Annotated in this window: 27 protein-coding genes; 4 read left to right on the top strand and 23 right to left on the bottom strand. The window is 55.7% G+C overall.

Annotated elements, in window-relative coordinates; all coding sequences use genetic code 11:
• Nucleotides 1–154: 154 nt before the first annotated feature.
• Genes DFR30_RS00745 through lplT form a run of 4 tightly spaced genes read left to right on the top strand, consistent with a single transcriptional unit; the run spans nucleotide 155 to nucleotide 3484 of the window.
• Complete coding sequence (locus tag DFR30_RS00745; RefSeq protein WP_132970858.1) at nucleotides 155–1039, top strand: PP2C family protein-serine/threonine phosphatase; 885 nt, start codon at nucleotides 155–157, stop codon at nucleotides 1037–1039.
• Between the two features lie 42 nt (nucleotides 1040–1081).
• The gene (locus DFR30_RS00740; RefSeq protein ID WP_132970857.1) at nucleotides 1082–1858 is read left to right on the top strand and encodes a class I SAM-dependent methyltransferase; all 777 of its coding nucleotides are present in this window, start codon (nucleotides 1082–1084) and stop codon (nucleotides 1856–1858) included.
• Between the two features lie 11 nt (nucleotides 1859–1869).
• On the top strand, nucleotides 1870–2313 hold the full coding sequence (locus DFR30_RS00735) for a YcgN family cysteine cluster protein (RefSeq protein ID WP_132970856.1): 444 nt from the start codon (nucleotides 1870–1872) through the stop codon (nucleotides 2311–2313).
• Nucleotides 2314–2329: 16 nt separating this feature from the next.
• Nucleotides 2330–3484: a lysophospholipid transporter LplT gene (gene lplT, locus DFR30_RS00730; protein WP_132970855.1), complete on the top strand. Its 1155-nt coding sequence runs from the start codon at nucleotides 2330–2332 to the stop codon at nucleotides 3482–3484.
• A 72-nt stretch (nucleotides 3485–3556) separates the two neighbouring features.
• On the opposite strand, the gene DFR30_RS00725 is transcribed toward lplT, so the two are convergent.
• The 23 genes from DFR30_RS00725 to DFR30_RS00615 all read right to left on the bottom strand — a co-directional run bounded on the left by DFR30_RS00725 (nucleotide 3557) and on the right by DFR30_RS00615 (nucleotide 25340).
• Entirely contained in the window at nucleotides 3557–4411 is an 855-nt protein-coding gene (locus DFR30_RS00725; RefSeq protein ID WP_132970854.1) for a hypothetical protein, read from the bottom strand.
• Nucleotides 4412–4482: 71 nt separating this feature from the next.
• Nucleotides 4483–4758, bottom strand: a complete 276-nt coding sequence (locus DFR30_RS00720; protein WP_132970853.1) for a hypothetical protein — start codon at nucleotides 4756–4758, stop codon at nucleotides 4483–4485.
• Nucleotides 4759–4864: 106 nt separating this feature from the next.
• Nucleotides 4865–6697, bottom strand: coding sequence for a glutamine--fructose-6-phosphate transaminase (isomerizing) (glmS, locus tag DFR30_RS00715; protein ID WP_132970852.1), 1833 nt, complete (start codon nucleotides 6695–6697; stop codon nucleotides 4865–4867).
• Between the two features lie 70 nt (nucleotides 6698–6767).
• The gene (gene glmU, locus DFR30_RS00710) at nucleotides 6768–8135 is read right to left on the bottom strand and encodes a bifunctional UDP-N-acetylglucosamine diphosphorylase/glucosamine-1-phosphate N-acetyltransferase GlmU (RefSeq protein ID WP_132970851.1); all 1368 of its coding nucleotides are present in this window, start codon (nucleotides 8133–8135) and stop codon (nucleotides 6768–6770) included.
• 102 nt (nucleotides 8136–8237) lie between these two features.
• Complete coding sequence (locus tag DFR30_RS00705; protein ID WP_132970850.1) at nucleotides 8238–8717, bottom strand: FKBP-type peptidyl-prolyl cis-trans isomerase; 480 nt, start codon at nucleotides 8715–8717, stop codon at nucleotides 8238–8240.
• Between the two features lie 11 nt (nucleotides 8718–8728).
• Entirely contained in the window at nucleotides 8729–9154 is a 426-nt protein-coding gene (locus DFR30_RS00700) for a F0F1 ATP synthase subunit epsilon (protein ID WP_132970849.1), read from the bottom strand.
• 20 nt (nucleotides 9155–9174) lie between these two features.
• On the bottom strand, nucleotides 9175–10551 hold the full coding sequence (atpD, locus tag DFR30_RS00695) for a F0F1 ATP synthase subunit beta (RefSeq protein ID WP_132970848.1): 1377 nt from the start codon (nucleotides 10549–10551) through the stop codon (nucleotides 9175–9177).
• A gap of 39 nt (nucleotides 10552–10590) precedes the next feature.
• Nucleotides 10591–11454, bottom strand: coding sequence for a F0F1 ATP synthase subunit gamma (gene atpG, locus DFR30_RS00690; protein ID WP_132970847.1), 864 nt, complete (start codon nucleotides 11452–11454; stop codon nucleotides 10591–10593).
• A 19-nt stretch (nucleotides 11455–11473) separates the two neighbouring features.
• The gene (gene atpA, locus DFR30_RS00685; protein WP_132970846.1) at nucleotides 11474–13015 is read right to left on the bottom strand and encodes a F0F1 ATP synthase subunit alpha; all 1542 of its coding nucleotides are present in this window, start codon (nucleotides 13013–13015) and stop codon (nucleotides 11474–11476) included.
• A 16-nt stretch (nucleotides 13016–13031) separates the two neighbouring features.
• On the bottom strand, nucleotides 13032–13601 hold the full coding sequence (locus tag DFR30_RS00680; protein ID WP_132970845.1) for a F0F1 ATP synthase subunit delta: 570 nt from the start codon (nucleotides 13599–13601) through the stop codon (nucleotides 13032–13034).
• 9 nt (nucleotides 13602–13610) lie between these two features.
• Entirely contained in the window at nucleotides 13611–14081 is a 471-nt protein-coding gene (locus DFR30_RS00675; protein ID WP_132970844.1) for a F0F1 ATP synthase subunit B, read from the bottom strand.
• Nucleotides 14082–14100: 19 nt separating this feature from the next.
• Nucleotides 14101–14337 carry a F0F1 ATP synthase subunit C gene (atpE, locus tag DFR30_RS00670; protein ID WP_132970843.1) on the bottom strand — a complete coding sequence of 79 codons (237 nt, stop codon included), beginning with the start codon at nucleotides 14335–14337 and terminating at the stop codon, nucleotides 14101–14103.
• 54 nt (nucleotides 14338–14391) lie between these two features.
• The gene (gene atpB, locus DFR30_RS00665) at nucleotides 14392–15234 is read right to left on the bottom strand and encodes a F0F1 ATP synthase subunit A (protein WP_132970842.1); all 843 of its coding nucleotides are present in this window, start codon (nucleotides 15232–15234) and stop codon (nucleotides 14392–14394) included.
• A gap of 6 nt (nucleotides 15235–15240) precedes the next feature.
• Entirely contained in the window at nucleotides 15241–15612 is a 372-nt protein-coding gene (locus DFR30_RS00660; protein WP_165869051.1) for an ATP synthase subunit I, read from the bottom strand.
• A 145-nt stretch (nucleotides 15613–15757) separates the two neighbouring features.
• Nucleotides 15758–16672 (bottom strand): ParB/RepB/Spo0J family partition protein, encoded by a 915-nt coding sequence (locus DFR30_RS00655; RefSeq protein WP_132970840.1) that lies wholly within the window; start codon nucleotides 16670–16672, stop codon nucleotides 15758–15760.
• Between the two features lie 131 nt (nucleotides 16673–16803).
• On the bottom strand, nucleotides 16804–17631 hold the full coding sequence (locus tag DFR30_RS00650; protein WP_132974320.1) for a ParA family protein: 828 nt from the start codon (nucleotides 17629–17631) through the stop codon (nucleotides 16804–16806).
• Between the two features lie 94 nt (nucleotides 17632–17725).
• Nucleotides 17726–18397, bottom strand: a complete 672-nt coding sequence (rsmG, locus tag DFR30_RS00645; protein ID WP_132970839.1) for a 16S rRNA (guanine(527)-N(7))-methyltransferase RsmG — start codon at nucleotides 18395–18397, stop codon at nucleotides 17726–17728.
• Nucleotides 18397–20283 (bottom strand): tRNA uridine-5-carboxymethylaminomethyl(34) synthesis enzyme MnmG, encoded by a 1887-nt coding sequence (gene mnmG, locus DFR30_RS00640; protein ID WP_132970838.1) that lies wholly within the window; start codon nucleotides 20281–20283, stop codon nucleotides 18397–18399. Before mnmG ends, rsmG begins: the two co-directional genes overlap by 1 nt.
• A gap of 142 nt (nucleotides 20284–20425) precedes the next feature.
• A complete protein-coding gene (locus DFR30_RS00635) occupies nucleotides 20426–21481 on the bottom strand; it encodes a glycosyltransferase family 4 protein (RefSeq protein ID WP_132970837.1) in 1056 nt (351 codons plus the stop codon).
• A 44-nt stretch (nucleotides 21482–21525) separates the two neighbouring features.
• Complete coding sequence (locus DFR30_RS00630) at nucleotides 21526–21978, bottom strand: DUF302 domain-containing protein (protein ID WP_132970836.1); 453 nt, start codon at nucleotides 21976–21978, stop codon at nucleotides 21526–21528.
• Nucleotides 21979–22010: 32 nt separating this feature from the next.
• On the bottom strand, nucleotides 22011–22352 hold the full coding sequence (locus DFR30_RS00625) for a hypothetical protein (protein ID WP_132970835.1): 342 nt from the start codon (nucleotides 22350–22352) through the stop codon (nucleotides 22011–22013).
• A gap of 26 nt (nucleotides 22353–22378) precedes the next feature.
• Nucleotides 22379–23590 (bottom strand): hypothetical protein, encoded by a 1212-nt coding sequence (locus DFR30_RS00620; protein WP_165869050.1) that lies wholly within the window; start codon nucleotides 23588–23590, stop codon nucleotides 22379–22381.
• Nucleotides 23591–23747: 157 nt separating this feature from the next.
• The gene (locus DFR30_RS00615; protein WP_132970833.1) at nucleotides 23748–25340 is read right to left on the bottom strand and encodes a hypothetical protein; all 1593 of its coding nucleotides are present in this window, start codon (nucleotides 25338–25340) and stop codon (nucleotides 23748–23750) included.
• Between the last annotated feature and the right edge of the window lie 56 nt (nucleotides 25341–25396).

The following is a 25396-nucleotide window of genomic DNA, read 5'->3' as shown; positions in this document are numbered from 1 at the left end:
TCTAGCAAAGCTGCCAGCTGTCGAGGATGTAGAAATATTTATGATATTTTCCTTCCGGTTACAGGGGTAGCCCATTCAGTGGGCCCATTTCAGAGGAACCTGTCCGCCATCCCGCAGTCTGTTGGAATACAGGCCACTACATGGGGAACGGGAGATGCCAAACGAAACCTGGCTACACCCTGCAGCGGCAGATGACCAGCGCTGGTATTGTGACATCGTGTGGGGTGGTAACCAGCCGGTGCTGGAGCGCTTTACTATGCCTGGCCTGGAAGGCTGCCTGCTTTCGGTGCCCAATGCCGAACGCCTGAGTGGCGGGGACATCTACCATGTCACAGTCTGTGACCAGGGTGTGTTCAGCAAGTTTCTGCTGGTCGATGTCGCAGGCCATGATGCGGTGGCCGCAGATATTGCCACGCAACTGCATGCCCCGCTGCATCGATTGATGAACCAGCTTGATAATACCGCCATTCTCGGGGAGCTTAATGAAAATATCCTCGCTGACCTCCAGCCTGGCAACTTCGCCACAGCCACCGCCGCTACCTACAATCACTGGGACCACAGCTGGACCTATGCCTATGCCGGCCACCCTTATATGCTGATTCGTCGCAATGGCATCTGGGAGCCTTTGCCGGAATGTCTTTCGGCACCACCTGCCGGCGTGACAGCCGAGGTGCGGTACATGCAAAACGAAATTTCCCTGCAAGGGGATGACTGGCTGTTCCTGTATTCCGACGCCGTGTTTGAAATTCGTCGCCCGGATGGTAGACGCATTGGCTTTGAGGGCCTGGTCGACCTGCTCAATTCGCTGCCGGAGGCACACGACATTGACACCTTTTACCGCGAGCTCATAGCGCGGCTAACACAGGAAAACCGTGGAACTGATTTCGACGATGACCTGACACTGATCCTGCTGCGCCAAACCGATGAACACCTTCCGGTAACTGATCGTGCACTGTCCGGGGCACGCCATCTTATGATGCGCTGGCTGAAGCGTCACGATACACGCTGCACCACGATCCTGCCGGGCCATCGCACCTGACACTCAATCTACAGCGAAGTGCAGGTGCGGTACACTGCACTGATGTCCAGGACTAAATTCATTACCGGTCTGCTCAGCACCCATCCTGCGCTTGAAATCCGTGCCAGGGAGCTTGCGCATCACTACTCACTCGTACGCCTGCGTCATGCACCGGTCAGTGGTTATTTCCTGCAGCTGAAAAACGAAGGGCTTGAGCTGAACTGCATGGATAAAAAAGACAACGGCCCGGTACGGGTGGATTTTGTTGGTGGCACACTGGGACATCGGCTTCGCTTTGGCGGTGGCCGTGGACAGCCTCTGGCGCGGGCTATTGGTATCAAGCCCGGCTTTGACCCAAGCGTGTGGGACGCTACTGCCGGTCTCGGGCGCGATGCCTTCGTGCTGGCCAGCCTGGGCTGCCGGGTAACACTTTGTGAACGCTCGCCGGTCCTGGCCGCCCTGTTGGACGACGGCCTGAAGCGCGCAGCACTGAACGCAGAGATCGGCGCATGGATTGAATCACGCATGATGCTTGAATTTGACGATTCAACGGTCGCTCTTGCCAACTTGCCAGATGCGGACAAGCCGGATACTGTTTACCTTGACCCGATGTACCCGGCAGGTAAATCCAGCGTACTGGTCAAAAAGAACATACGCGCCGTTCAGCAACTGGCAGGTGAAGACCGGGACTCTCTGCCCTTGCTGGATATGGCACTAACTGTGGCAAAGCGACGCGTCGTAGTTAAACGTCCGCACCGTGCCGGACCGCTGCACGACCGGAAACCAGACACCTCGATCGAAAGTAAAAAAACGCGTTATGATATTTACGTCACCCTGTAAAAGGCATCACCATGTTGACACCAGGATTCTGGGAGACCAAAACCCTCGATGAAATGAATGAGCAGGAATGGGAAGCCCTGTGTGATGGCTGTGGACGCTGCTGCCTTCTGAAAATCGAGGATGTAGACACCGATGAAACCTGGTACACCAATGTTGTCTGCCAGTATCACGATGACAACGCCTGTTGCTGTAGCCGTTATCAAGACCGTTCACTGCTGGTGCCGGACTGCATCAAGGTTACACCAGAGGTCGCCCGCACGGAAACCTGGTTACCCGATACCTGCGCTTACCGCCTGCTTGCGGAGGGCAAACCCCTGTTCGACTGGCACCCGTTAATCAGTGGCAACCCGGACAGCGTACACGAAGCGGACATGACGATTACCGGGAAGGTCGTCTCCGAAGAATTTGTTCACCCCGACGAACTCGAAGAGCACCTGTTAAATTGGTCAGACTGATCCGGTACACAAGCACATGACACGTGGTCTGTTCGCTTTACTGGTTGCGCAGTTTCTTTCTGCATTCGCGGACAATGCTATCCTGTTTACCCTGGTTGCAATGGTACTGCAGGCCGACAATATCGGTGACTGGTATATACCTGCACTGCAAGGCTCGTTCCTGCTTGCCTTTGTTTTGCTGGCACCCTGGGTTGGTCCACTGGCAGACCGCTACCCGAAACCACAGGTACTGATTGCCGGAAACCTGGTTAAGCTGGCGGGTGTATTACTCTTGCTGGCAGGTATAGAACCGTTGTTTGCCTATGCGCTGGTAGGCCTGGGTGCAGCACTGTACAGTCCCGCCAAGTACGGTATTCTCCCCGAAATGGTCGAAACCGATGCACTGGTTCGCGCCAATGCCTGGATCGAGGCCACAACAATCGCCGCCATAGTCCTGGGCACGGTTGCCGGCGCTGCTATCGCAGATCGTTCACTGGTGCGGGCATTTTGGCTTATTGCCGGGCTTTACGGATTTTCACTGGTTGCGACACTACTGATTCCTCCACTCGCCGCACGTGGCGCTACATTGCAACATGCGCTACCGGAATTTTTCCGCCTGAACCGGATATTCTGGCGTGACGTGCGGGCACGCTTTGCACTGCTCGGCGGCGGATTGTTCTGGGGTAGTGCGGCGCTGTTACGCGTTGCGCTGGTGGCCTGGGCACCGCTGGTGCTGGTAACGCGTTCTGCCAGTGACATTGCAGACCTGACCCTGTTCCTTGCCATTGGTGTCATACTCGGTTCAGCTTCTGCGCCACGCCTGGTCCCTCTATCAAGGCTGGCACGCGTACGATATATCGCACTCCTGATGGGCCTGCTGATTGCGGCCTTCAGCACTGTCGACAGCGTTTGGCCGGCGAGGATAGCGCTACTGGTTATTGGCATGACCGGCGGTCTGTTCGTGGTTCCGGTCAATGCCGCAGTTCAGCATGAAGGTCATCACAGCATCGGTAGCGGACATGCGGTGGCGATTCAGAATTTCTTCCAGAACCTGGCCATGCTGCTAAGTGTAGGACTTTATACCTTGTTGCTGGCACTGGAGATTTCCGTTATCCCCGTCATTGCAGGACTTGGCGTATTTGTAATGACAGCAGCCATACTCCTGCCGGCAAGACACCTCTCCCGCAACTGATTGCCTCTTCCATCACGCGCCAGGCCATCACCATGGATGGACGCATTCACCCAGGCGTTTACGATCCTGCCTTCAACAGGCGTTCATCAGTTTTGCACTGACCAGTGCAATGTCTATAGCATCTTTGTCCAGAATCTCGGGAATCAGCGGGTAGACTGCAAGCAGTCCGGTCGGACGCTGACAGGCGGCACGCTCCAGACGTTTACGGGTTGCAACACTGAGATTCTGGTGTGCCAGCAGAGAACCTGCGCACCAGTTGTGATAGTCATCAATCAGACCGCACATGTTACTGTCAGGCCAGTCCTCGCTGACCAGCAACTCAGGGAATGCTTCAGCGGAAAGCATGCGGCCCGTTTCATTTTTGACCAGGCGCAGACCATTCAGCCCAATCCCACTTCCATCAGGCCGGCGCTCAAACCATTGTGCTGCCGGCAACGGACGAGATGCCATATTAATCATGTTTTCCAGCTCATCCCGGTGTGAGGGATGACGCTGGCGTGAACTCACCGCCTCTCTCTCCAGCAGGGTCGGTGAAACAAAGCCACTATCCGTCGTTGGAAAGGCACGCCAGTGTGGATCACGCACTGCGTCCATTTCCTCTGCACGATAACGTGTAGAAAGCAGCGCCAGTGGTTTCCGGGTTTCCTGCCTCAGTAGCCAGAGTTCGTAACGGTCGCGAATAGGGAAGGGTACAGGAGGATGTCGTTCCAGTGCTTCGACAAGCTTCGGCGCATTGGTTATGCGCACCGGGTCGTTGCCGGTGCCAGCCGCATGCGGGACACCCCAGCGAAAACGTCCGGACGCTGTCTGCTGGCGAATACGCCAGCTGTGACCATTGGTGGAATAGGCGCAGGCGTCTCCCACGTCAATGACCTGGATGACCCCAAGATAGGGGCCGAGCCGCCGTATACCGTAGTAGGGGCTCATCGGGAAATTCGCCTTGCTCGCCTCACAACAGCATTGTTTCGCAAGCCGGCACATAACGCCAGAGAGGTCTGTTACTTGATGATAATTGCCTGGATAATTTTCTTGTTGGCCGCCGCCTGCAGGTTGGCAATCTTGGGCTTGTCACCGCCGAGATAGTCGCCAAGGGAAACCGTCGGGACCTTTTTCTTGTCTACAAGCGGGTACATGGTACACTTTTCACAGGCCCGCAGCATGGGCTGGGCGCCTGCGGGAGCCTTGCCGGCGGGGCGCTTGCGCAGGTTCATACAGTTTTCCGTACGCATGTAGGCCTGCTGGGGAATGCAATAAAACATCATATCCTTGCTCACCGAATGACTCCTCCTGACGGATAAATTTAGGTGTCGAAAGCAGGAAATTGTACCATTTTTGCGACACTTTCACAATATTACCGTGAATTCAGAGGGTTATGCAGACTTATTCGACGGTGACCGACTTTGCCAGATTCCTTGGCTGATCAACATCCGTACCCTTGAGAACAGCCACGTGGTAAGCCAACAGCTGCAAGGGGACGGTAAATACAATCGGAGCTACACAATCATCGGTCGGTGCGACCGGCAGAACCGTGGTCGATTCATCCGATGACATGCCCGCATCTTCGTCGGCAAACACCAGCATTTCACCGCCACGGGCGCCAACTTCCTGCAAGTTGGATTTGAGTTTTTCCAGTAACTCATTGTTCGGGGCGACCACAACCACAGGCATGCTGGCGTCGACCAATGCCAACGGACCATGCTTGAGTTCACCGGCCGGGTAGGCTTCTGCATGGATGTAGGAGATTTCCTTGAGCTTCAGCGCACCCTCCATCGCCACCGGGTACTGGGCACCTCGACCAAGGAACAGCGCATTGTGTTTGTCGGCAAATCTTTCCGCCAGGGTCTGAATTTTGTCATCCAGCCCGAGCACACCCTCGATTTCCTTGGGCAGGTGCATAAGCTGTTTTACCAGCTGGCTTTCCATTTCGTCGTTGAGCGCGAAACGCCGGCCCAGCACAATGGTCAACAACATCAGGGCAACCAGTTGTGTTGTAAATGCCTTGGTCGATGCCACGCCGATTTCCGGGCCGGCACGTGTCATCAACACCAGGTCAGACTCTCGCGTCAGCGAACTTTCCGGCACATTACAGATCGTCAGCGACTGCCCGAATCCCAGACGCTTTGCCTCCTTGAGACCTGCCAGCGTGTCGGCGGTTTCACCTGACTGGGAAATGGTGACGATCAGCGAGCTGTTGCGCACCACCGGTTTTCGGTAACGGAATTCACTGGCAACCTCGACGCTGCATGGAATGCCAGCCAGTGATTCCATCCAGTGGCGGGCAATCAGACCTGCATGAAAACTGGTACCACAGGCGATGATGTGCACACCCTGTACCTTGTCAAAAACTTCTGCCGCAGCTGCACCAAAAGCAACTTCCAGTACACGGCCCTGGTAAAGACGACCTTCCAGCGTATCGGCAATGGCGCGTGGCTGTTCGAAAATTTCCTTGAGCATGTAGTGGCGGTACTCTCCACGCTCTACGGCATCGGCGGACAACTCGGAAAGGGTCTCCTTTCGCTCGACCTTGTTTCCATAGGCATCAAAAATCGTAACCCCGTTGGCAGTGATATCTGCAATATCGCCCTCTTCAAGAAAGACAAAGCGTTGTGTGACAGGGAGCAGTGCAGCAACATCCGAAGCAATGAAATATTCACCAATACCCACGCCGATTACCAGAGGGCTGCCTCGTCGCGCCGCAATAAGGCGTCCGGGTTCATCAATACTGATGACACCAAGTGCGTAAGCACCTTCAAGTTCCTTGCATGCATTCTGTACGGCACCCAGCAGGTCATCCCCCTTGTCGAGGTGACGATGAACCTGGTGAACAATTACTTCGGTGTCGGTATCGGATGTAAACGTATAGCCCTGTGCTTTCTGACTGCTGCGCAATGCTTCGAAATTCTCGATGATACCGTTGTGTACGACCGCCGCCTGGTTCTCACATACATGTGGGTGCGCATTACTTTCACTGGGTTTTCCATGCGTTGCCCAGCGTGTGTGAGCAATTCCGATCATGCCCGACACCGGTGTAGCAGCAAGCGCCTGTGCCAGCTCGGCAACTTTACCGGTGGTACGCAACCGCTCAAGCTCCGCCTTACGATTCAGAACGGCAAGCCCCGCAGAGTCATAGCCACGGTATTCCAGCCGCCGCAGACCTTCCAGCAGGATGGGGGTAACTTCACGTTGCGCTATGGCTCCGACGATTCCACACATGGTATTTAGAACTTTCCTCGAAAAACGCCCATAATATCGGCACACTGCGCCTGCGCTTGATCCGCTTCTTTCATGGCTTGCTTTTGACCGGCCGCTTCCAGCCGGCAATAGTCTGTTGCTTGCAGCGACTCAGCGTCAGCTCATTGTCAGGCACATCGCGGGTAATGGTCGCGCCCGCACCGATAGTAGCGCCATCACCAACCTTGACCGGGGCAACCAGTTGGGTGTCTGATCCTATAAATACATTATTACCGATTTCTGTCAGATGCTTGTTGGCGCCATCGTAGTTACAGGTAATCGTGCCTGCACCGACATTTACGCCACTGCCCATACGGGTATCGCCGATGTAACTGAGATGATTGATCTTCGAACCCTTTGCCACGGTGGATTTCTTGATCTCGACAAAGTTACCGACGTGGACCTGCTCTTCCAGCTTTGTCTCCGGACGTATCCGCGCGAAAGGTCCAATTCGACAGGCGTTACCGATGACCCCGTCTTCGATGACACAATGTGCAAAAATTTCAACGTCATCACCGATAGTCGAATTTTTAATGACACAACCCGGACCAATACAGACGTTCTTGCCAAGTGTGACCTTGCCTCCCAGAACAACATTGACATCAATAAGGCAATCCTGTCCCGCATCGACCTCGCCACGCACATCAAGGCGCGCAGGATCCAGCAAGGTAACGCCACTGCGCATCAGGACCTCGGCCTGTTGTTGTTGCCAGATACGCTCCAGCTGAGCCAGTTGTACCCGGTCGTTCACGCCCAGAATTTCATATTCATGCGTGGCACAGGTACTTTCAACCACAACACCCTCACCAGCCGCCATGGCCAGGACATCTGTCAGGTAGTATTCACCCTGTGCATTAGTGTTATCCAGTCGCTGCAACCAGCTGCGTAACTGAACCGCTGGAGCGGCAAGAAATCCACTGTTGATTTCATCTATTACCAACTGGGATTCATTGGCATCCTTCTGCTCGACAATGCCCACCAGCTGGCCCTGTTCATTGCGCAGCATGCGACCATAACCTTGCGGGTTGCACAATTTGGCCGTTAACACCGCGAGGTGGCCTGTGCCGGCTTTTTCAACCAGTTGGGCCAGCGTATCTGCCTGTATCAGGGGTACATCACCGTACAACACCAGCACGGTATCTTCGTCCTTCACCGAAGACATGGCCTGATCGACTGCGTGCCCTGTACCCAGTTGCCGCTCCTGCAGCACCCATTCTACCGGTTCGTGTGCAAGCGCTTCCTTTACGTGCTCGCCACCATGCCCATAAACAACAGTGACAAGACCAGGGTTCAATTTATGTGCAGTACGAATTACGTGCTGTAGCAGCGGCATACCGCCAAGCGGGTGCAATACCTTGGGCAACACGGAACGCATACGCGTACCCTGACCTGCGGCAAGAATGATAATACTGAGACTCATGATAAAACTGCTAAATCCGTTGTGGCCATGACTGACCCAATGATACGGCACTCAAGGCAATAAACTGAAATGGCCCGGACACGGCCTGTGGCTGGATCAGGCTCAGTGCAGGACCGGAGACGAGGCGCCCTTTTTCATTTCTTCTTCGGTGGCGTCACGGATGCCATTAATAATAACGGAATAGGTCAGTGTTTTACCGGCAAACGGATGATTGCCGTCCACCGTCAGCTTGCCGTGTTCAATTCCCGAGACAATGAAGGGCCGTGTTTCACCACGATCGTTCTGCATCTGTACTTCCGCCCCGATATGGCGAAATTCTGGCGGAACATTATCCAGGTCATCCGTGAAGGTAAGGTCTGGATCACGCTCACCGAATGCCTTTCCCGGCGGTAACACGACTTCGATGGTATCACCAACAGCACGGCCCTCTAAGGCCGCCTCGACTTCCGGAAACATCTGGTTCACGCCGCCATGGGCGTAAAGCACCGGGCTATCCGACTGTTCAAGAATCTCACCGTTCTCGCTCACGATAGAGTAGGTGATCGAAACCATCTTGTTGTTGCCAACCACTGCGTCAGTCATGGGTTTTCGAATCAACCACCCGATTTCTTTCGTAAATGCTGGATGGTACGCAGCTGGGCAACTGCTTCGGCCAGCTCGGCCTGGGCTTTTGCGTAGTCGAAATCGCTCTGTTTGTCTTTCATCGCCTTTTCGGCACGTTCCTTGGCTTTCAGTGCAGCGGCCTCATCGAGATCCTTTGCACGTGCAGCAGTATCCGCCAGCACAGTGACAATGTGCGGCTGGATTTCCAGCATGCCACCGGAGACATAGAAAAACTGTTCTTCCTCGCCCTCGACCTGGACTCGTACTTCGCCGGGTTTCAGACGCGTCAGCAACGGGGTGTGGCGAGGCGCAATACCCACCTCACCCATCTCGGCCGGCGCGAACACCATATTGGCCGTACCGGAGAAGATTTCCTCCTCGGCGCTGACAATGTCGACATGTAGTGTCATAGACATATTCTAGCCCTCAAATCGTCCTACAGCGACCTGGCTTTTTCCACAGCTTCGTCGATAGTGCCGACCATGTAGAAAGCCTGCTCCGGCAGATCGTCGTAATCGCCGTTGACGATACCCTTGAATGCCGCAATGGTGTCCTTCAGGGAAACATACTTGCCCGGCGCACCCGTGAAAGTTTCCGCCACGAAGAACGGTTGCGACAGGAAGCGCTGGATTTTGCGTGCGCGGGAGACGTCCAGCTTGTCTTCTTCCGACAGTTCGTCCATACCGAGGATCGCGATGATGTCGCGCAATTCCTTGTAGCGTTGCAGTGTACCCTGCACAGAACGGGCAACATCATAATGTTCGTTACCCACCACCAGCGGATCCAACTGACGGGACGTGGAATCGAGCGGATCCACCGCCGGGTAGATGCCCAGCTCGGCAACCTGACGCGACAACACCAGTGTGGCGTCAAGATGAGCAAAGGTGGTGGCAGGGGACGGATCGGTCAAATCATCCGCCGGCACGTACACCGCCTGGAAGGAGGTGATGGAACCGGTCTTGGTCGAAGTAATACGTTCCTGCAATACACCCATTTCCTCGGCCAGCGTCGGCTGGTAACCTACCGCGGACGGCATACGGCCGAGCAGTGCAGACACCTCGGTTCCGGCCAGGGTATAACGGTAGATATTGTCGATGAACATCAGCACGTCACGACCCTCGTCACGGAAATTCTCCGCAATAGTGAGTCCCGTCAGCGCCACACGCAGGCGGTTACCCGGTGGCTCGTTCATCTGGCCATAAACCAGCGCCACCTTGTCGAGCACGCCGCCTTCCTGCATTTCGTAGTAGAAGTCGTTACCTTCACGGGTACGTTCGCCCACGCCGGCAAATACCGAGAAACCCGAGTGCTCGACCGCAATGTTACGAATCAGCTCCATCAGGGTAACCGTCTTGCCCACGCCGGCACCGCCGAACAGGCCGATCTTGCCACCCTTGGCAATCGGCATGATCAAGTCAATAACCTTGATACCGGTTTCCAGGATGTCGACACTGGCTGCCTGGTCTTCATAATTCGGCGGGCTACGGTGGATCGGCATCAACTTGTCAGTATTCAACGGACCCGCTTCATCGATCGGGTTGCCGAGCACATCCATGACGCGACCCAGTGTGCCCTGGCCAACCGGTACCGAAATCGGTGCGCCGGTATTGGTAACCTCTATGCCACGCTTGATGCCGTCGGTCGTACCCATGGCGATAGTGCGAACCACACCATCACCCAGCTGACCCTGAACCTCCAGCGTCAGCCCGGCCGAATCAACCTTGAGTGCGTCGTAAACTTTGGGCACGGAATCACGCGGAAATTCCACGTCAACCACTGCACCGATAACTTCAACAATATTTCCGGAACTCATTGATTAAGTCCTCTGTAAATTAAATTCTGTAAACCCGGGCTATACGGCCGCAGCGCCCGCCACGATTTCCGACAGCTCCTGGGTAATAGCTGCCTGACGGGCCTTGTTGTAGACCAGCTGCAGTCCGTCGATCAGTTCGCCGGCATTGTCGGATGCCGCCTTCATGGCGACCATGCGCGCGGCCATTTCGCAGGCGATGTTTTCCACCACGCCCTGGTAGACCAGTGACTCAACGTAACGCATCAACAACTGATCCATGACATTGCGTGCATCAGGCTCGTAGATGTAGTCCCAGTGATGCTTCAGTGCTTCATCATTCTCATCCCCGACAACCGGCAACAACTGCTCGACCTGGGGTGACTGGGTCATGGTATTCACAAACTGGTTGTTGGCCAGATACAGGCGGTCGATCTTGCCTTCATCAAAGGCATCCAGCATCACCTTGACTGAACCAATGAGTGTTTCGATTCCCGGTGAATCACCCAGTTGCGAGTTTTCGGAAACCACGTTACCGCCAAGGCGCTTGAAGAAACCCATCGCCTTGCCGCCGATAACCGCAAGGTCTATATCAAGGCTCTGGCCTTTCCATTCAGTCATGGAACGCACAGCTTTCTTGAACAGGTTGATGTTCAGGCCACCACACAGCCCGCGATCAGACGAAATAATAATCAGGCCTACCCGCTTCACATCACGCTCAACGAGAAAAGGGTGCTTGTATTCCGGATGTGCCCTGCCCATATGCGCAACCACGTTACGCATTTTTTCTGCATAGGGACGGGATGCGCGCATGCGGTCCTGAGCCTTGCGCATTTTGCTCGCCGCAACCATTTCCATGGCCTTGGTGATCTTCTGCGTATTCTGGATGCTCTTGATCTGGGTGCGTATTTCTTTCGCGCCAGCCATAGCCTGATTCCCGCGTTAGTTAGTAGGCGCCGTTGGCGACAAAGTCTTCGATGATGCCGCGCAGTTTGGCCGCCACCTCATCGTTGTAGTCCGGGTTGGCATTGATTGCTTCCATATCGGCACCGAAGCTGGACTTGAAGTGTGCGAGCAAGGCCGCTTCAAAGGCCACGATCTTCTTCACATCAACATCGTCCAGGTAACCTTCGTTGGCCGCGAACAGCGACAACGCCATTTCCGCAATAGACAGCGGGGCATACTGGGCCTGCTTCATCAGTTCGGTCACACGCTGGCCACGTTCCAGCTGTTTACGTGTCGTTTCGTCGAGGTCGGAAGCAAACTGTGCAAAGGCGGCCAGTTCACGGTACTGCGCCAGCGCCAGTCGAACACCACCACCGAGTTTCTTGATGATGTTGGTCTGTGCTGCACCACCGACTCGCGACACGGACAGACCGGCGTTGATGGCAGGTCGAATACCGGCGTTGAACAGGTCGGACTCGAGGAAGATCTGGCCATCTGTAATGGAAATAACGTTGGTCGGAACGAAGGCCGACACGTCACCTGCCTGAGTTTCAATGATCGGCAATGCGGTCAGTGAACCGGTCTTGCCTTTCACTTCACCGTTGGTCATCTTTTCCACATAGTCTGCATTCACGCGCGCGGCACGCTCCAGCAAACGGGAGTGCAGGTAGAACACGTCACCCGGGTAGGCTTCACGGCCTGGCGGACGACGCAGCAACAGGGAAACCTGACGATAGGCCCACGCCTGCTTGGTCAGATCATCATAGATGATCAGCGCATCTTCGCCGCGATCACGGAAGTACTCGCCCATGGCGCAACCGGCGTACGGTGCGATGTACTGCATGGCGGCCGAATCGGATGCGCCAGCCGACACGACAATGGTGTGAGCCATGGCGCCGTGCTCTTCGAGCTTGCGTACTACCGAGGCAACGGAAGAGTTCTTCTGGCCGATGGCGACGTAGATACATGTAACGCCGGTGCCCTTCTGGTTGATAATGGCGTCAATGGCGACAGCGGTCTTGCCGGTCTGACGGTCACCGATGATCAGCTCGCGCTGGCCACGGCCAACCGGCACCATGGCGTCGATGGCCTTGAGACCGGTCTGCACCGGTTGATCAACCGATTTACGCTCGATAACACCCGGGGCAATCTTCTCGATCGGCGATGAAATTTCGGACTCAATCGGCCCTTTGCCGTCGATGGCCATACCCAGTGAGTCGACAACGCGCCCCAGCAAGGCCGTACCAACCGGAACTTCCAGGATACGCCCGGTGCACTTGACCTTGTCACCTTCGGACACTGACTTGTAATCGCCGAGGATAACGGCACCGACCGAGTCGCGTTCGAGGTTCAGCGCCATGCCGAACAGGTTATTGCCAAAATCGATCATCTCGCCCTGCATGACATCGGCAAGACCGTGAATTCGGCAGATACCGTCAGTCAGACTGACGATGGTGCCTTCACTGCGCGCTTCGGAGGTGGCTTCAAAACCCTCGATACGCTTTTTGATCAGATCACTAATTTCGGATGGATTCAGTTGCATTACTTGCGTCCTCTACTTAGTGAACCAAAGCGCTGGAAAGCTGCCGCAGGTACTCCACAGCCGACCCGTCAATCACCAGGTCGCCTGCGCGGATCACTGCACCACCCACCAGGTCTTCGTTCACAGAACAATTCAGTTGCACGTCGCGGCCAAGGCGTTGCTTCAGCGCACTGGCGATAGCGTTTTTCTGTTCTTCGCTGAGCGGTAGCGCAGAGAGCACTTCCGCATGTACCGTACCTTCCGCCTCGTCGCGGAATTGCCGGAACAGCACATTGATCATGGGCAGCTGATCGATACGATCATTCTCCGCCAGGATCTTCAGCAAATTGACAGCGCCCTCGCCGATGTCGTCATCACAGGCGCGTATCATCAGGTTTGCTGCATCGTCACGGGTCAGTTGCGGATTATCGAGCAGGCTACGCATGGTTTCGTTTCCCGCCACGGCGGCCATCAGCGCAAGCTGATCTGACCACTGCGCCAGCTCACCCTTGCTGTTGGCCAGCTCAAACACTGCCCGCGCATAGGGGCGGGCCAGCTCTGCGTCACCGCCGGTTGCGTCGATATCTTCCGTTGTGGAATCTGCCATGACCCTGTCCTAGATCCGGGCGACCAGATCTTTGATCAGGTCGTCATTGGCCGTGGCGTCCAGCTCGCGCTTGAGAATACGACCTGCGCCTGCGGTAGCGATTTCCACAACCTGGCCACGCAGGGCTTCACGGGCGCGGTTCACTTCCTGCTCGATCTCGGCCTTGGCAGCCGCTTTCAGACGTTCGCCTTCTTCGACAGCATCGACCTTCGCCTCTTCGACGATCTCCGATGCACGCTTGTCTGCGCGGTTAATCACTTCGGCCGCCTGCTGCTTGGCTTCGTGCAGTAATTCGGACGCCTTCTGCTGCGCCAGTTCCTGCTCGTGCTTGCCCCGGTCGGCTGCTGCCAGACCTTCAGCGATCTTACCCTTGCGCTCGGTAAGTGCCGCCATGATCGGTGGCCACACAAACTTCATGCAGAACCACACAAACACCAGGAAGGTGATGCTTTGCCCGATTAATGTCGCGTTGAAATTCATGCTTGCACCCCGTGCGGTGTTAGCCGCCGACTACAGCGAACATGACGTACATGGCCAGACCCACAGCGATCATCGGCACGGCGTCGACCAGGCCCATGACGATGAAGAACTGTGTACGCAGCATCGGGATCAGTTCCGGCTGACGCGCAGCGCCTTCGAGGAAGCGGCCGCCCAGAATACCGATACCGACCGCAGCACCGAGTGCGCCAAGGCCCATCATCAGTGCGCCGGCAATGTAGAGCAGTGCGTTTTCCATTGTGTATCTCCTGAAAGTTTACGTTTAATCGTTAATATAAAGGGTAAAAATAAATCAGTGGCTTTCCTGGCACGCCATGTCCAGGTAAACAATCGTCAGGGTCATGAAGATGAACGCCTGAAGGGTAATGATCAGAATATGGAAGATGGCCCAGCCCAGCTGCAACACACCGCCGAAGGCACCGAGCGCCCAACTACCGCCATACATCAGCGCAATCAGGATAAAGATCATTTCGCCGGCGTACATGTTGCCGAACAGTCGCAGCGACAATGAGACCGGCTTGGCGATCAGTGTAACGCCTTCCAGCAGCAAATTGATCGGCATCAGGAATTTGGGGAAGGGGTGGAACGCCAGCTCGGCAAAGAAGCCGCCGGCGCCCTTGAATTTGAAACTGTAGTACAGCACCAGTGCAAAAACCGACAATGACAGGCCGAAGGTAATGTTGGGATCAGTGGAGGGTACAATCTTGAGATGCCCCACGCCCAGCATACCTGCCAGCGAGGGTAACCAGTCGACGGCGATCAGGTCCATGAAGTTCATCAGGAATACCCAGACGAAGATGGTCAGTGCCAATGGGCCGATCATGTCATTCTTGCCACTGAATGAACCGCGTACCGACTCGTCGATAAACTCAACCACCCATTCGACAAAATTCTGCCAACCACCCGGTACGCCTGTTGTCGCTGTTTTTGCAGCAACGCGAAACCCCCACAGGAACAACACACCCAGCCCGATGGAGAACAGCATACTGTCCACGTTGATTGACCAGAAACCCATTTCTATCGCATCGGCGGCACTGTGGGCGAAACCCCAGTGTCCGTCCGCATGCTGACCATAGGTCAGGTTGGTCAGATGGTGCTTGATATATTCTGCTGAGGTTTCTGGAGCTGCGGACATTTGTGTCTACTTCTGCTGCGTTAACTGTTGGGTTCCAAAAATAACCATGACCCCCAGCCCGGCGATGAATCCTGCCAGCACGGCCAGTGGGTCAAGCTTCAATCCGCCCATTACCAGAGCGAACAGTACAGCGATGATTACAAACCGCTGCACCATACATATATAGATAGCCGCCAGGCTCTGTTGCGGCGTGCGCTCCGGCGCGCGCGCGTCGCGATGTGCACAACGGGCTGCCAGGAGCGCATTTCCCGCCGCGATACCGCCGCCGCAAAGTACTGAAAAGGCAGACAAACTATCAAATATGGCAAAAAATACAACCGATACGGCCAATACCAGCACCAGCTGGTAGCACAACAGCCTGCGGATTCCCTTTTCCAAACGGTACTCGGCTCGACTTCGCCCCGGGTTAGCGGGGCTGGCGCGCCATCGCCAGTTTCGGCAATGTGGGGCGGGCGCGATTATAAGGATCGTCGATAGGTGGGGTCAACAATTTATATATCCGTTGTGGATATCCGTTTAATCCCTATTGGATATGTTCGAGTATACCGTCCAGCTCATCGAGACTGCTGTAACTGATGACCAGCTTACCCTTGCCCTTCGCACCGGGCTGCACCTGAACGGGCGCACCAACCCGGTCTGACAGATCCTGCTCCAGACGGACCAGGTCAGGGTCACGACGTGCATGCGAGGCTGAAGGCGGTTTGTCCCCCGTGGCCAGCAGCTTTTTGACCAGTTTCTCGGTAGCGCGTACTGACAGGCCCCGATCCACCACCTGGTGCGCCGCATCCACCTGGGCGCGAGGCGGTAGCGCGAGCAGGGCACGGGCATGCCCCATTTCCAGCTCGCCGCGCTCAACCATGGCGGTTGCGACCTCGCCCAGCTCCAGCAGCCGTAGCAAATTCGATACTGCGGCGCGTGAACGGCCAACAGCCACGGCTGCCTGCTGGTGGGTCATTTCAAATTCGTCAATCAGACGCTGAAGCGCGCGTGCCTCTTCCATGGGGTTGAGATTTTCACGCTGGATATTCTCGATGAGCGACACGGCAATGGCCGCCCGATCGTCCATTTTACGCACGACCACCGGGACTTCCTGCAAACCGGCCAGCTGGGCGGCCCGCCAACGACGCTCACCGGCGATAATCTCGTATTGCCCTTTGCCAATGGCGCGCACCAGGATGGGCTGAACCACACCCTGCTGGCGAATGGAATCGGCCAGGTCTTCCAGGCTTTCGCTGTGCATATCCACGCGTGGCTGGTACTTGCCGCGCTGTAACAGCTCGACGCCCAGAGTGCGTAAGGTATCTGTTTCACTGTCTGTGACAGCAGTCGGTTGTGAACGGGCCGGCGCAGGGCTTGCCGCCGGCGCTGTAGCGCCACGCGATGGTGTCCCCAGCAGGGCATCAAGCCCGCGTCCCAGTCCTCGTTTTTTTGCTGCCATGCGATTACTTCAGGGTGTTGATGGAAAAGTCGAACACTAACGGAAAACGGGCGGGGGCACTAGCCCAAAACCGTGCTCCGGCCGGGTTCTGCCCACCAGGCCGCCCACGGGCCCCGCTGACAGGGGCCGAATCAATGCGATGAGCTCGCATCGGAACAGGCGTCATCATTTTCGACCGTTTCTGGCTGTTCGCGCTCATGTTCGCGCCGCAGCAGTTCGCCGGCCAGCGCCAGGTACGCGATCGCACCCCGTGAAGTGCGATCATATTTAATGATAGGCGCGCCAAAGCTCGGCGCCTCGGCGAGGCGTACATTGCGCGGAATGATGGTGCGGTAGACCTTGTCGCCGAAGTGCTCCAGCAGTTGCTCGGAAACCTCATTGGCCAGGTTGTTGCGTGCATCGTACATGGTGCGCAGCAAACCCTCGATTTCCAGGTCCGGGTTTATGGCTTCACGAATCTGTTCGATGGTTTCAACCAGGGCGCTCAGACCTTCCAGCGCATAGTACTCACACTGAATCGGAATAAATACGGCATCGGCCGCCGTAAGTGCATTCAGGGTGAGCATATTGAGTGAAGGCGGGCAATCGATAAGGACGTAGTCGTACTTGTCGCGCACCGGGGCAATGCGTTGTTGCAGACGTGTTTCCCTGGCTTCAACCTGCATCAACTGTACCTCGGCTGCAGTGAGGTCGCTGTTACCTGGCAGCAGGTGATAACCCGCCGCCTCGGCGTCGACAATGAGCTGTTCGACCGGCACGTCTTCCAGCAGAAGATGATAACTGCTCAGTTCCAGCGCATGCTTGTCCACACCGCTACCCATGGTAGCGTTGCCCTGCGGATCGAAATCAATCAGCAATACCTTGCGATTGGTTGCGGCCAGCGATGCCGCCAGATTGACGCAAGTGGTGGTCTTGCCAACGCCACCTTTCTGGTTGGTAATGGCAATGATGCGAGCCATAGTGTCCTTGTCCATATCGTTAATGAGCTTCTGTTCGAGTGATATATTGTGTAACCAGGTAATACATCGCGTCATTACGCCCGCAATGACACGGTTAATCCACCGGACTCTGGCTGTTATCGAGTATCAACAGGTGCCGCTCGGCATCCAGACCGGGCACTTGCAAGCGCTCAATCTGTAGTTGGTCCGCTCGCTCAAAATTGTCCAGCTCGTCGTTCGGTCGTGCGCCTTTCATAAACAGAAAACGCCCATTGTCACGCACCAGGTGACGCGTCATCCGGTACAGTTCCGCCAGGCTGGACACGGCACGGCTGATCACCATATCAAAAGCCTGCGCCGGCTGATACGCCTGCATGCGTGAATGAACCACAGTTACATTTTCAAGATTCAGTTCCGCTACGGCCTGGCGGATAAAACGCAGCTTTTTATCACTCGAATCCAGCAACGTGACGTGCAATTCCGGACGTGCTACAGCCAGTGGCAGACCGGGCAAACCTGCGCCTGTACCAACATCCAGCAGACTGCTGCCGCGCAGGTATGGCGTGACCACAAGACTGTCGAGGATGTGCCGCGCCACCATGTCCTGCGGATCACGCACGGCCGTGAGGTTATAGACCTGATTCCACTTCGCCAACAGACCCACCAGCGTGGCCAGCTGGTTGACTTGCCGGCTCTCGAGTTCGACGGGCAAGTTTTCTGTCCCTTGCACAATCTCTGCCTCGATGGCCGGATTCGCGAGTCGGGCCGGATTGCCTGCCACCGTCATCAGGCTGACTTGCGCGCCTGTCCGGTTTTTTTAAGATATACCAGCAACAGGGAAATCGCCGCCGGCGTTACACCGGGAATACGCGCCGCCTGCCCGAGGGTTTCGGGTTGTGCCGCAAGCAATTTCTCGCGCACCTCGGATGAAAGTCCACGCACCTTGCGGTAATCAAAATTATCCGGAAGGGCTTTATGCTCGTTACGTTGCTGTCGCGCAATCTCATCACGCTGACGCTCGATGTAACCGTGATACTTTGCCTGGATTTCGACCTGCTCCGCGATGGCGCCGGTTTCACCTGGCCCGACACCCTCAAGCTCCATGAGTGTGGCGTAGTCGAGTTGCGGTCGCCGTAAAAGGTCGTCAATACGTTGTTCGCTGGTCAGTATTTCACCACCGGTTTCGGCGAGTTGTTGCGCATTTTCTGTACCCGGGCGAACCCACAGTTCGTGCAGACGCTGCTGCTCGCGCTCGATGGATTCGCGCTTTTCATTGAAGGTAGTGTAGCGCGGCGCATCAACCAGGCCCATCCGGTAGCCCGTTTCGGTCAGTCGCAGGTCTGCATTGTCTTCGCGCAGCAGCAGGCGATATTCGGCTCGACTGGTGAACATACGATACGGCTCGAGCGTGCCGCGCGTGATCAGGTCGTCGATCAATACACCAATATAAGCTTCGTCACGGCGCGGTGACCAGGCCGCCTCGCCGCGTGCAAGGCGGGCAGCATTTAAGCCGGCAATCAGACCCTGGGCCGCGGCTTCCTCGTAACCGGTAGTGCCATTGATCTGGCCGGCAAAAAACAGGCCCTTGATAAACCGGGTTTCCAGTGACGCGCGTAAATCACGCGGATCAAAAAAATCATACTCGATCGCGTAACCTGGCCGCGTAATATGTGCTTTTTCAAATCCGGGAATGGCCTGCACCATGGCCTGCTGAACATCGAAGGGCAGGCTGGTCGAAATCCCGTTGGGATAGACCTCGTGTGTCTCAAGTCCTTCCGGTTCGATGAAAATCTGGTGTGACGTCCTGTCGGCGAAGCGCACCACCTTGTCCTCGATAGAGGGGCAGTAACGTGGCCCGGTACCCTCGATCATGCCCGAGTACAGGGGTGAGCGATCCAGCCCGGCGCGAATGATATCGTGGGCACGCTCACTGGTATGGGTAATGTGGCAACTGATCTGGCGCGGGTGCTCACGGCCATCGGACATAAAGGAAAAGGCCGGTATCGGGTCGTCGCCAGGCTGCTCCTGTAGTTGGCTGTAGTCGATACTGCGTCCGTCAATACGCGGCGGGGTACCGGTTTTCAGCCGCTCGACACGGAAAGGCCGCTCGCGCAAACGTTTCGCCAACGCATTGGCCGGCGGATCACCGGCACGGCCACCCTGGTAATTTGAAAGGCCAATATGAATACGCCCGCCAAGAAAGGTCCCGACGGTCAACACCACGCTGTCGGCGCTGAATCTCAGACCCATTTGCGTGACCACACCGGTTACACGCTCGCCCTCAACTATAAGGTCATCAACAGCCTGTTGAAACAGCGTCAGGTTGGGCTGGTTTTCCAGGCGATGCCGAATGGCCTGTCGGTATATCTGGCGGTCGGCCTGGCAACGGGTGGCGCGCACGGCCGGCCCTTTACTGGCATTCAGGCGTCGAAACTGGATGCCGGCACGGTCGGCTGCCCGGCCCATTTCGCCACCGAGCGCATCGATTTCCTTCACCAGGTGCCCCTTGCCGATACCTCCGATTGCCGGGTTACAACTCATCTGGCCCAGGGTTTCAATATTGTGCGTCAGCAACAACGTGCGTGCACCAGAACGCGCCGCGGCCAATGCGGCCTCGGTACCGGCGTGGCCACCACCGACCACAATCACCTGGTAATGTTGTTCATTCATCATTGCTGCAAACTGTGTAAAAGGTAGCGGATTGTACCGCAGATCAGAAACCGGCGTCCCCGGGCGGCAGCCGGCCGGATATGTAGGTCAGCCCAATATATATGGTTAAATCATTATATATAGAGTCTTCTATATATTTAGATGATCATTCTTTATTATTTAATAACAAAGTGTTAGTGATGACCTCCCGCAGTCCCTGTATAACGGCTGACTCGCTATAACAACGCTCGGCCCGGTCAAAGGCCGCCGCGGATAGCGCTTCGCGCAATCCGGAATCGCTCAGAAACTGCCGTATTCTGCTGGCCAGTGCTGTGGCGTCCTCCGTCTTGAAAAACAGCGCCTCGCGGTCTTCGGCAAATATGGCGCGATGACCGCTGACATCTGACAGCACCATCGGAACCCCGGCGGCCGCCCCCTGCAGGGGGGTAAGCCCAAAGGCATCCGAGCGTGCCGGGATACACAGCAGGTCGAGCCCGGCCAAAAACCGGTTCACCTTTTCAGCAGCAATCCAGCCCTTGAGATCAATCCGGCCAGCCAGGCCCGACAGGCGAATCTGTTCTCGTAACTGCGCCTCCTCTTCACCCGCACCCGCCAGTCGTCCGCTAAATACCACGCCCTGTTCAGCCAGTACCGCCAGCGCATCAATAAAGATATCGAATCCCTTTACCCGGTCAAATCGACCCAACGCACCTATAACGGGAGGTTGCTGCAACGGTTGGCTTTGTGGGCAACCCTCTGGAAGGTCTCCGATCTGGTTGGGTACGACGTAGACTGGCATCTGCTGGCCTGAAGGGTCAGCCCGGATCTTCTCCCGCAATGCATCGCTCAGTGCGATGACGGCATCCGCGCCGAGCAGACGCCTGACTTTTGTACTGTGCGTGACCGCGATGACCGGGGCCACACCGCCCAACACGCGCTTCAGCAGGGCAACCGAACGACTGCAATGCGCAATAGCCAGTGCCGGCTGACAACCTGCCAGCCGTCTGGACAAGCGCCACGCCGCCAGCCAGTCATAGTGACCGTGATTGCGAATACGCAGTATCTCGGTGTCTGCCGGCAGCCCTGGCAAGTCCTCGGGCAGCTTGTCGTTCAGCACCATCACCACATCATGACCCTGCTTGCGCAGCAACCTGCTGTAGTCACAAACCACCTGCCAGCGCCCGCCGCGCGCATCGCCGAGTACGCTGTTAATAATGCGCATACCGTCTTATCCCGGTTAAAACCGCTGGCACGCGCTGGCTGCTGTCAGGGCTTTGTGGCCGCTTTGCAAAAAGCGTGTAGTGCCTTGTTGATTTTCTGCACGACAGCATCGCGGTCTTTGATGACGTGGCGCTTTACCAGATACTCCGGGTCGTTATAGGCAAGCCACACCTGTCCGCTTTCATCTTTCCATGCCAGCGCTTTCATTGGCAAATCGATGGCAACCGCCTGATTGCTCTGCATGAGCAAGGTTCCCACCTTGGGGTTTCCAAATATCAACAGCGCTGTCGGCCGCAGATCCTTGTCCACACTGGCAGCGCCCGCCGCATGGTCGATACGGGTGAAGATCGTCATACCCTTGGCTCTTGCAGCCTGCTCAAAGCGGTCCAGGGTCTGCTCGACCGAATAGGGGCTCTTCACCTGGATGAGTCCTTCACTGGCTGTGGCACCTGCAACCAAACAAAGTGTCAGTACGATTGTAAAAACTGTGCGCTTCATTTCCTGCTCCTTTAAGTGATTTTTCTGATCCGCTATCTGGCTCCACCGCACAACGCCTCGACAACCTTGTGTCCCCCGCATTTGCCATCTTTTACCTTGGCGGGATCCTTGTGTGAACTACCGATCTGGTAAATACCACAAACGGCCTCACTCGCAGCCTTGCCGCCACATTTGCCTTCGCCTTTCATCGCTTTACTCTCCCCGGCCTTGTCCCCCGCATCGGCGTCTGCCAGCCTGTAGCCAGCCGACAAATCGGTAGATACAAACGGGTTGTCAGCCGCCTGTAGTGAATTTCCGGCCAGTATCAATGAACCAGCCAACAGTGTGCGTGCTGCAGCGCTCGCTGTTAATCCTGTTTTCAAATCGGATGTCATGAGAAGTCCTTACCGGTGATCCGGTGTTAACGATTGTCGACAATCCTCAGGCGCCGTAAAAAAGCGCTGGCAATATCAGGACTGGTTTTGCGGTCTTCCCAGGCAAGTATCGTCTGCGAAGAATCGGGAGTCTGGTCTACCTGCTCCTGAAAACCGGTGTGATACGCCCGTATTAACGTCTTTTTACCTGCGTCTGAACTAATCAGTACCAGCTGAAAACGATGGCGCTGGGAACCGCCACCCAACCAGTTAAATGCCCAGCCACTGTTGCTGTTGGACCGGAAAATCAATTGTTGGTTCTTTGGATCATAGTTCGCCTCAATCCACCGGGTAACAATCATCAACTGGTTTCTGTCCACCGTCTCGATGTCTATTTTCAGTTCTTCCAGCGCACGTAACAATGCCTCCCAGGTAGCTTCTGGCGGCATATTCACCAGTAGCCCGGCTGTCGTCGGGGCAGCAGCGACCTTTCGCGATTCCGGAGCAACAGGCACTTTGATTTGTGCCTGCGCGTTTGAAGGCAGCACTTTTGCGGGCATCGGCAGCGCCGGTGGCGGTATTACCACTTTGGAGGCTTCGTGTATTGCCGGTTCAACGACGTGCGTTACGGTAGCGGAAGGTCCGGAAGCAGGTTCAATCGACGTCGTAGCTGGCTCCCGGGGTAAAGCGGGCGCTAATACGGAAACAGGCTGAAGCGACATGGCTGCCTGGTACTCGCCCTGCAAACGCCGCCCAAACGTGTAGGCCGCTCCGGGCTGTGGATCGAATTTACGCCATTCAGTCCACGCGTACTCGCTGTCTGGCGCAATATCGACTTCTTTCTGATAAGCCGCATCAGTAATAAGTATTCCAGCAGGCTCGCCAGCAGTATTTTTGGCGAGCATGAAGCGGAACCTGTGCAGTTCAGTGGTGCCGGCGGATCCAAAATGCGGCCTTTTACTGTGACCCGTGTTCGTGGATGCATCGTAACCCCAGGCAACCCAGTCGGTCAGCAATTGCAGCGCTTCGCCTTCTGTTTCAGTAAACGCTACACCAAGACGTTGCAGCGACCTCTTTAATATCTGCCAGGCCTGTCTGTCGGGTAGCGGTATACTCCAGATGGCGCCATCCTTTGTAGCACGGATGTCTGTTGAAACATCAGAATAAACCCTTTCTGCATCCGGAATAATTACACCTTCTATCCGTTCCTGTCTTGCGGCCAGTGCCGCACCTGTCAACCCTGCGATGGACAATGTCATAAAAATTATCCACAGCGTCCCGGTTCGCAACATTTTTGTATGCATGGTCATCATGATTTCCGGTTTATCGTACCTGTCACTTTTCAAGATAGCATGAACCACAAACAGCAAGGGGCCCTGAGGGCCCCTTGCTGCAATCACTCGCCTTTTTTGTAGCTCAGCGTAACAGAACATTCTTGTAGATGAAGGTCACCTGCAAGCCAATCCGCTGGTCAATCTGTTCCAGAACGGCATTACCATTGGTCTTGAAACCACCAGTACGATTGTCTGCCGAGAAATCACGCCACTGGTAAGTCAGTGTGGCACGTGCCTTCTTGTGGAAGAAATATTCGGCAGTCGCTGTCCAGGTCTTGAAGTTGACTTCACGGACGTCATTACCCTTGTTACGGTCAAACTCGTCATAACGAACATTGAGTGTGGTGCGTTTCTTGAGACCCAGGTGCTGGTGGATGTCATAACCCATGTCAACGAACCAACCCGTATTTTTACCATCGACGTCATACAGGATGCTCTGGAAGCCACCAACCGCATTGTTTACTGCAACGGAAGGTGATTGCGCACCATCGAAAGTCAGCCCCTCCTGTTTCTGCCACTCGGTTTCGAAGCGGATCTGGCCCAGTCCGGCGAAGGGTTTGTCGAAATATTCCAAACCAACACCGTAGTATTTCTGCTCAATATCCTTTTCATTGCCGTTCAGGAGTACCCGGTTGCCTGGACTCTGGATGCCGAACTCAACACCGCCACCTGTCACCCCTGAGTTAAGGTTACCCGGGTTCAGGTTACCGCCTGCAGGTATAGGTGTTCCGTCCGGGCGACCATCGTTGTTCAGGTCATTGTTAAACTGGATATCACCTTTCTGGTAAAAGCCATACAGCATGGCATCGTGGCGTCGCGGACCGCGCGTGTTATCAAACAGCTTGGCAATCGACAGCCAGCCATACTTGCGGAAATTGTCATCCCGGTTCAGTTCGCCGATTGCATCGCCATTACCCAGGCCAAGAGAATAGGTAAATTCCAGAGGGCCCCCGCCAAAGATGGGATCCTTGAATTCAGCCCAGTCAAAAACCTCTATACCGACATCACGTGCACCATTGGCTGAGACTTCATTCTCAGGCCAGTTTCCGACACCGTTGTCACTGGCATAACGTCCGATGGCATGGGCGAAAGTCGCCTCCGGCATAAAGATATGCACGCGGCGTCCAGGTGTTGACTGGGAAAGTGCTTGCGAGGTTTGTGAAAACAGGAACTGGCCCATACGGAATCTGGCTCCCAGATTTTGCAAACCATCATCATCCATTCCGCGTGACAACTGGTTGAACGTGATCGACGCATCCAGCAGCTTCGCACCTCCATCCGTTCGTGTTATTCCGTTTTGTCCCCATTCAGTAAGAATGAAATAATCGATATCATTACTGATAGGAATCATGGTTCCGCGTATGCCGATACGGGCTCGACGCATATAGAAGCTTTGCTGCGAGGTGCGCTCTGACGGGAGCGTGCCGGGTACCGGGTCGGTGCCATTTGCCGCCGCACCGAAGCCACCAACACCACCCTCGATCCTGTCACTGAAATCGTAGGCATACGTCGGTTGCAGGAAGCCCCACACCTGCAAGGTGTGGGCAATGCCGCCCGGTTCTGTTCCGCGTAGTTTGAACCAGTTGGCGGCCTGAGTGGTTGTTGTTCCCATTGCCAGCATCAATGCGAGTCCGGCAGGAACGACCTTGTGTAAAGGTTGGAGTGTCTTCAGCATAATACCCCTCCAGGTGGTGGTATCTGTTTCATCGTTATTTGGTTAACTTGCTTTTA

Origin of the sequence: Thiogranum longum (genome assembly GCF_004339085.1) — a bacterium.
Taxonomy (GTDB): Bacteria; Pseudomonadota; Gammaproteobacteria; order DSM-19610; family DSM-19610; genus Thiogranum; species Thiogranum longum.
The sequence above is the reverse complement of the archived record's forward strand: the minus strand, read 5'-3'. Positions and strand labels throughout refer to the sequence as shown.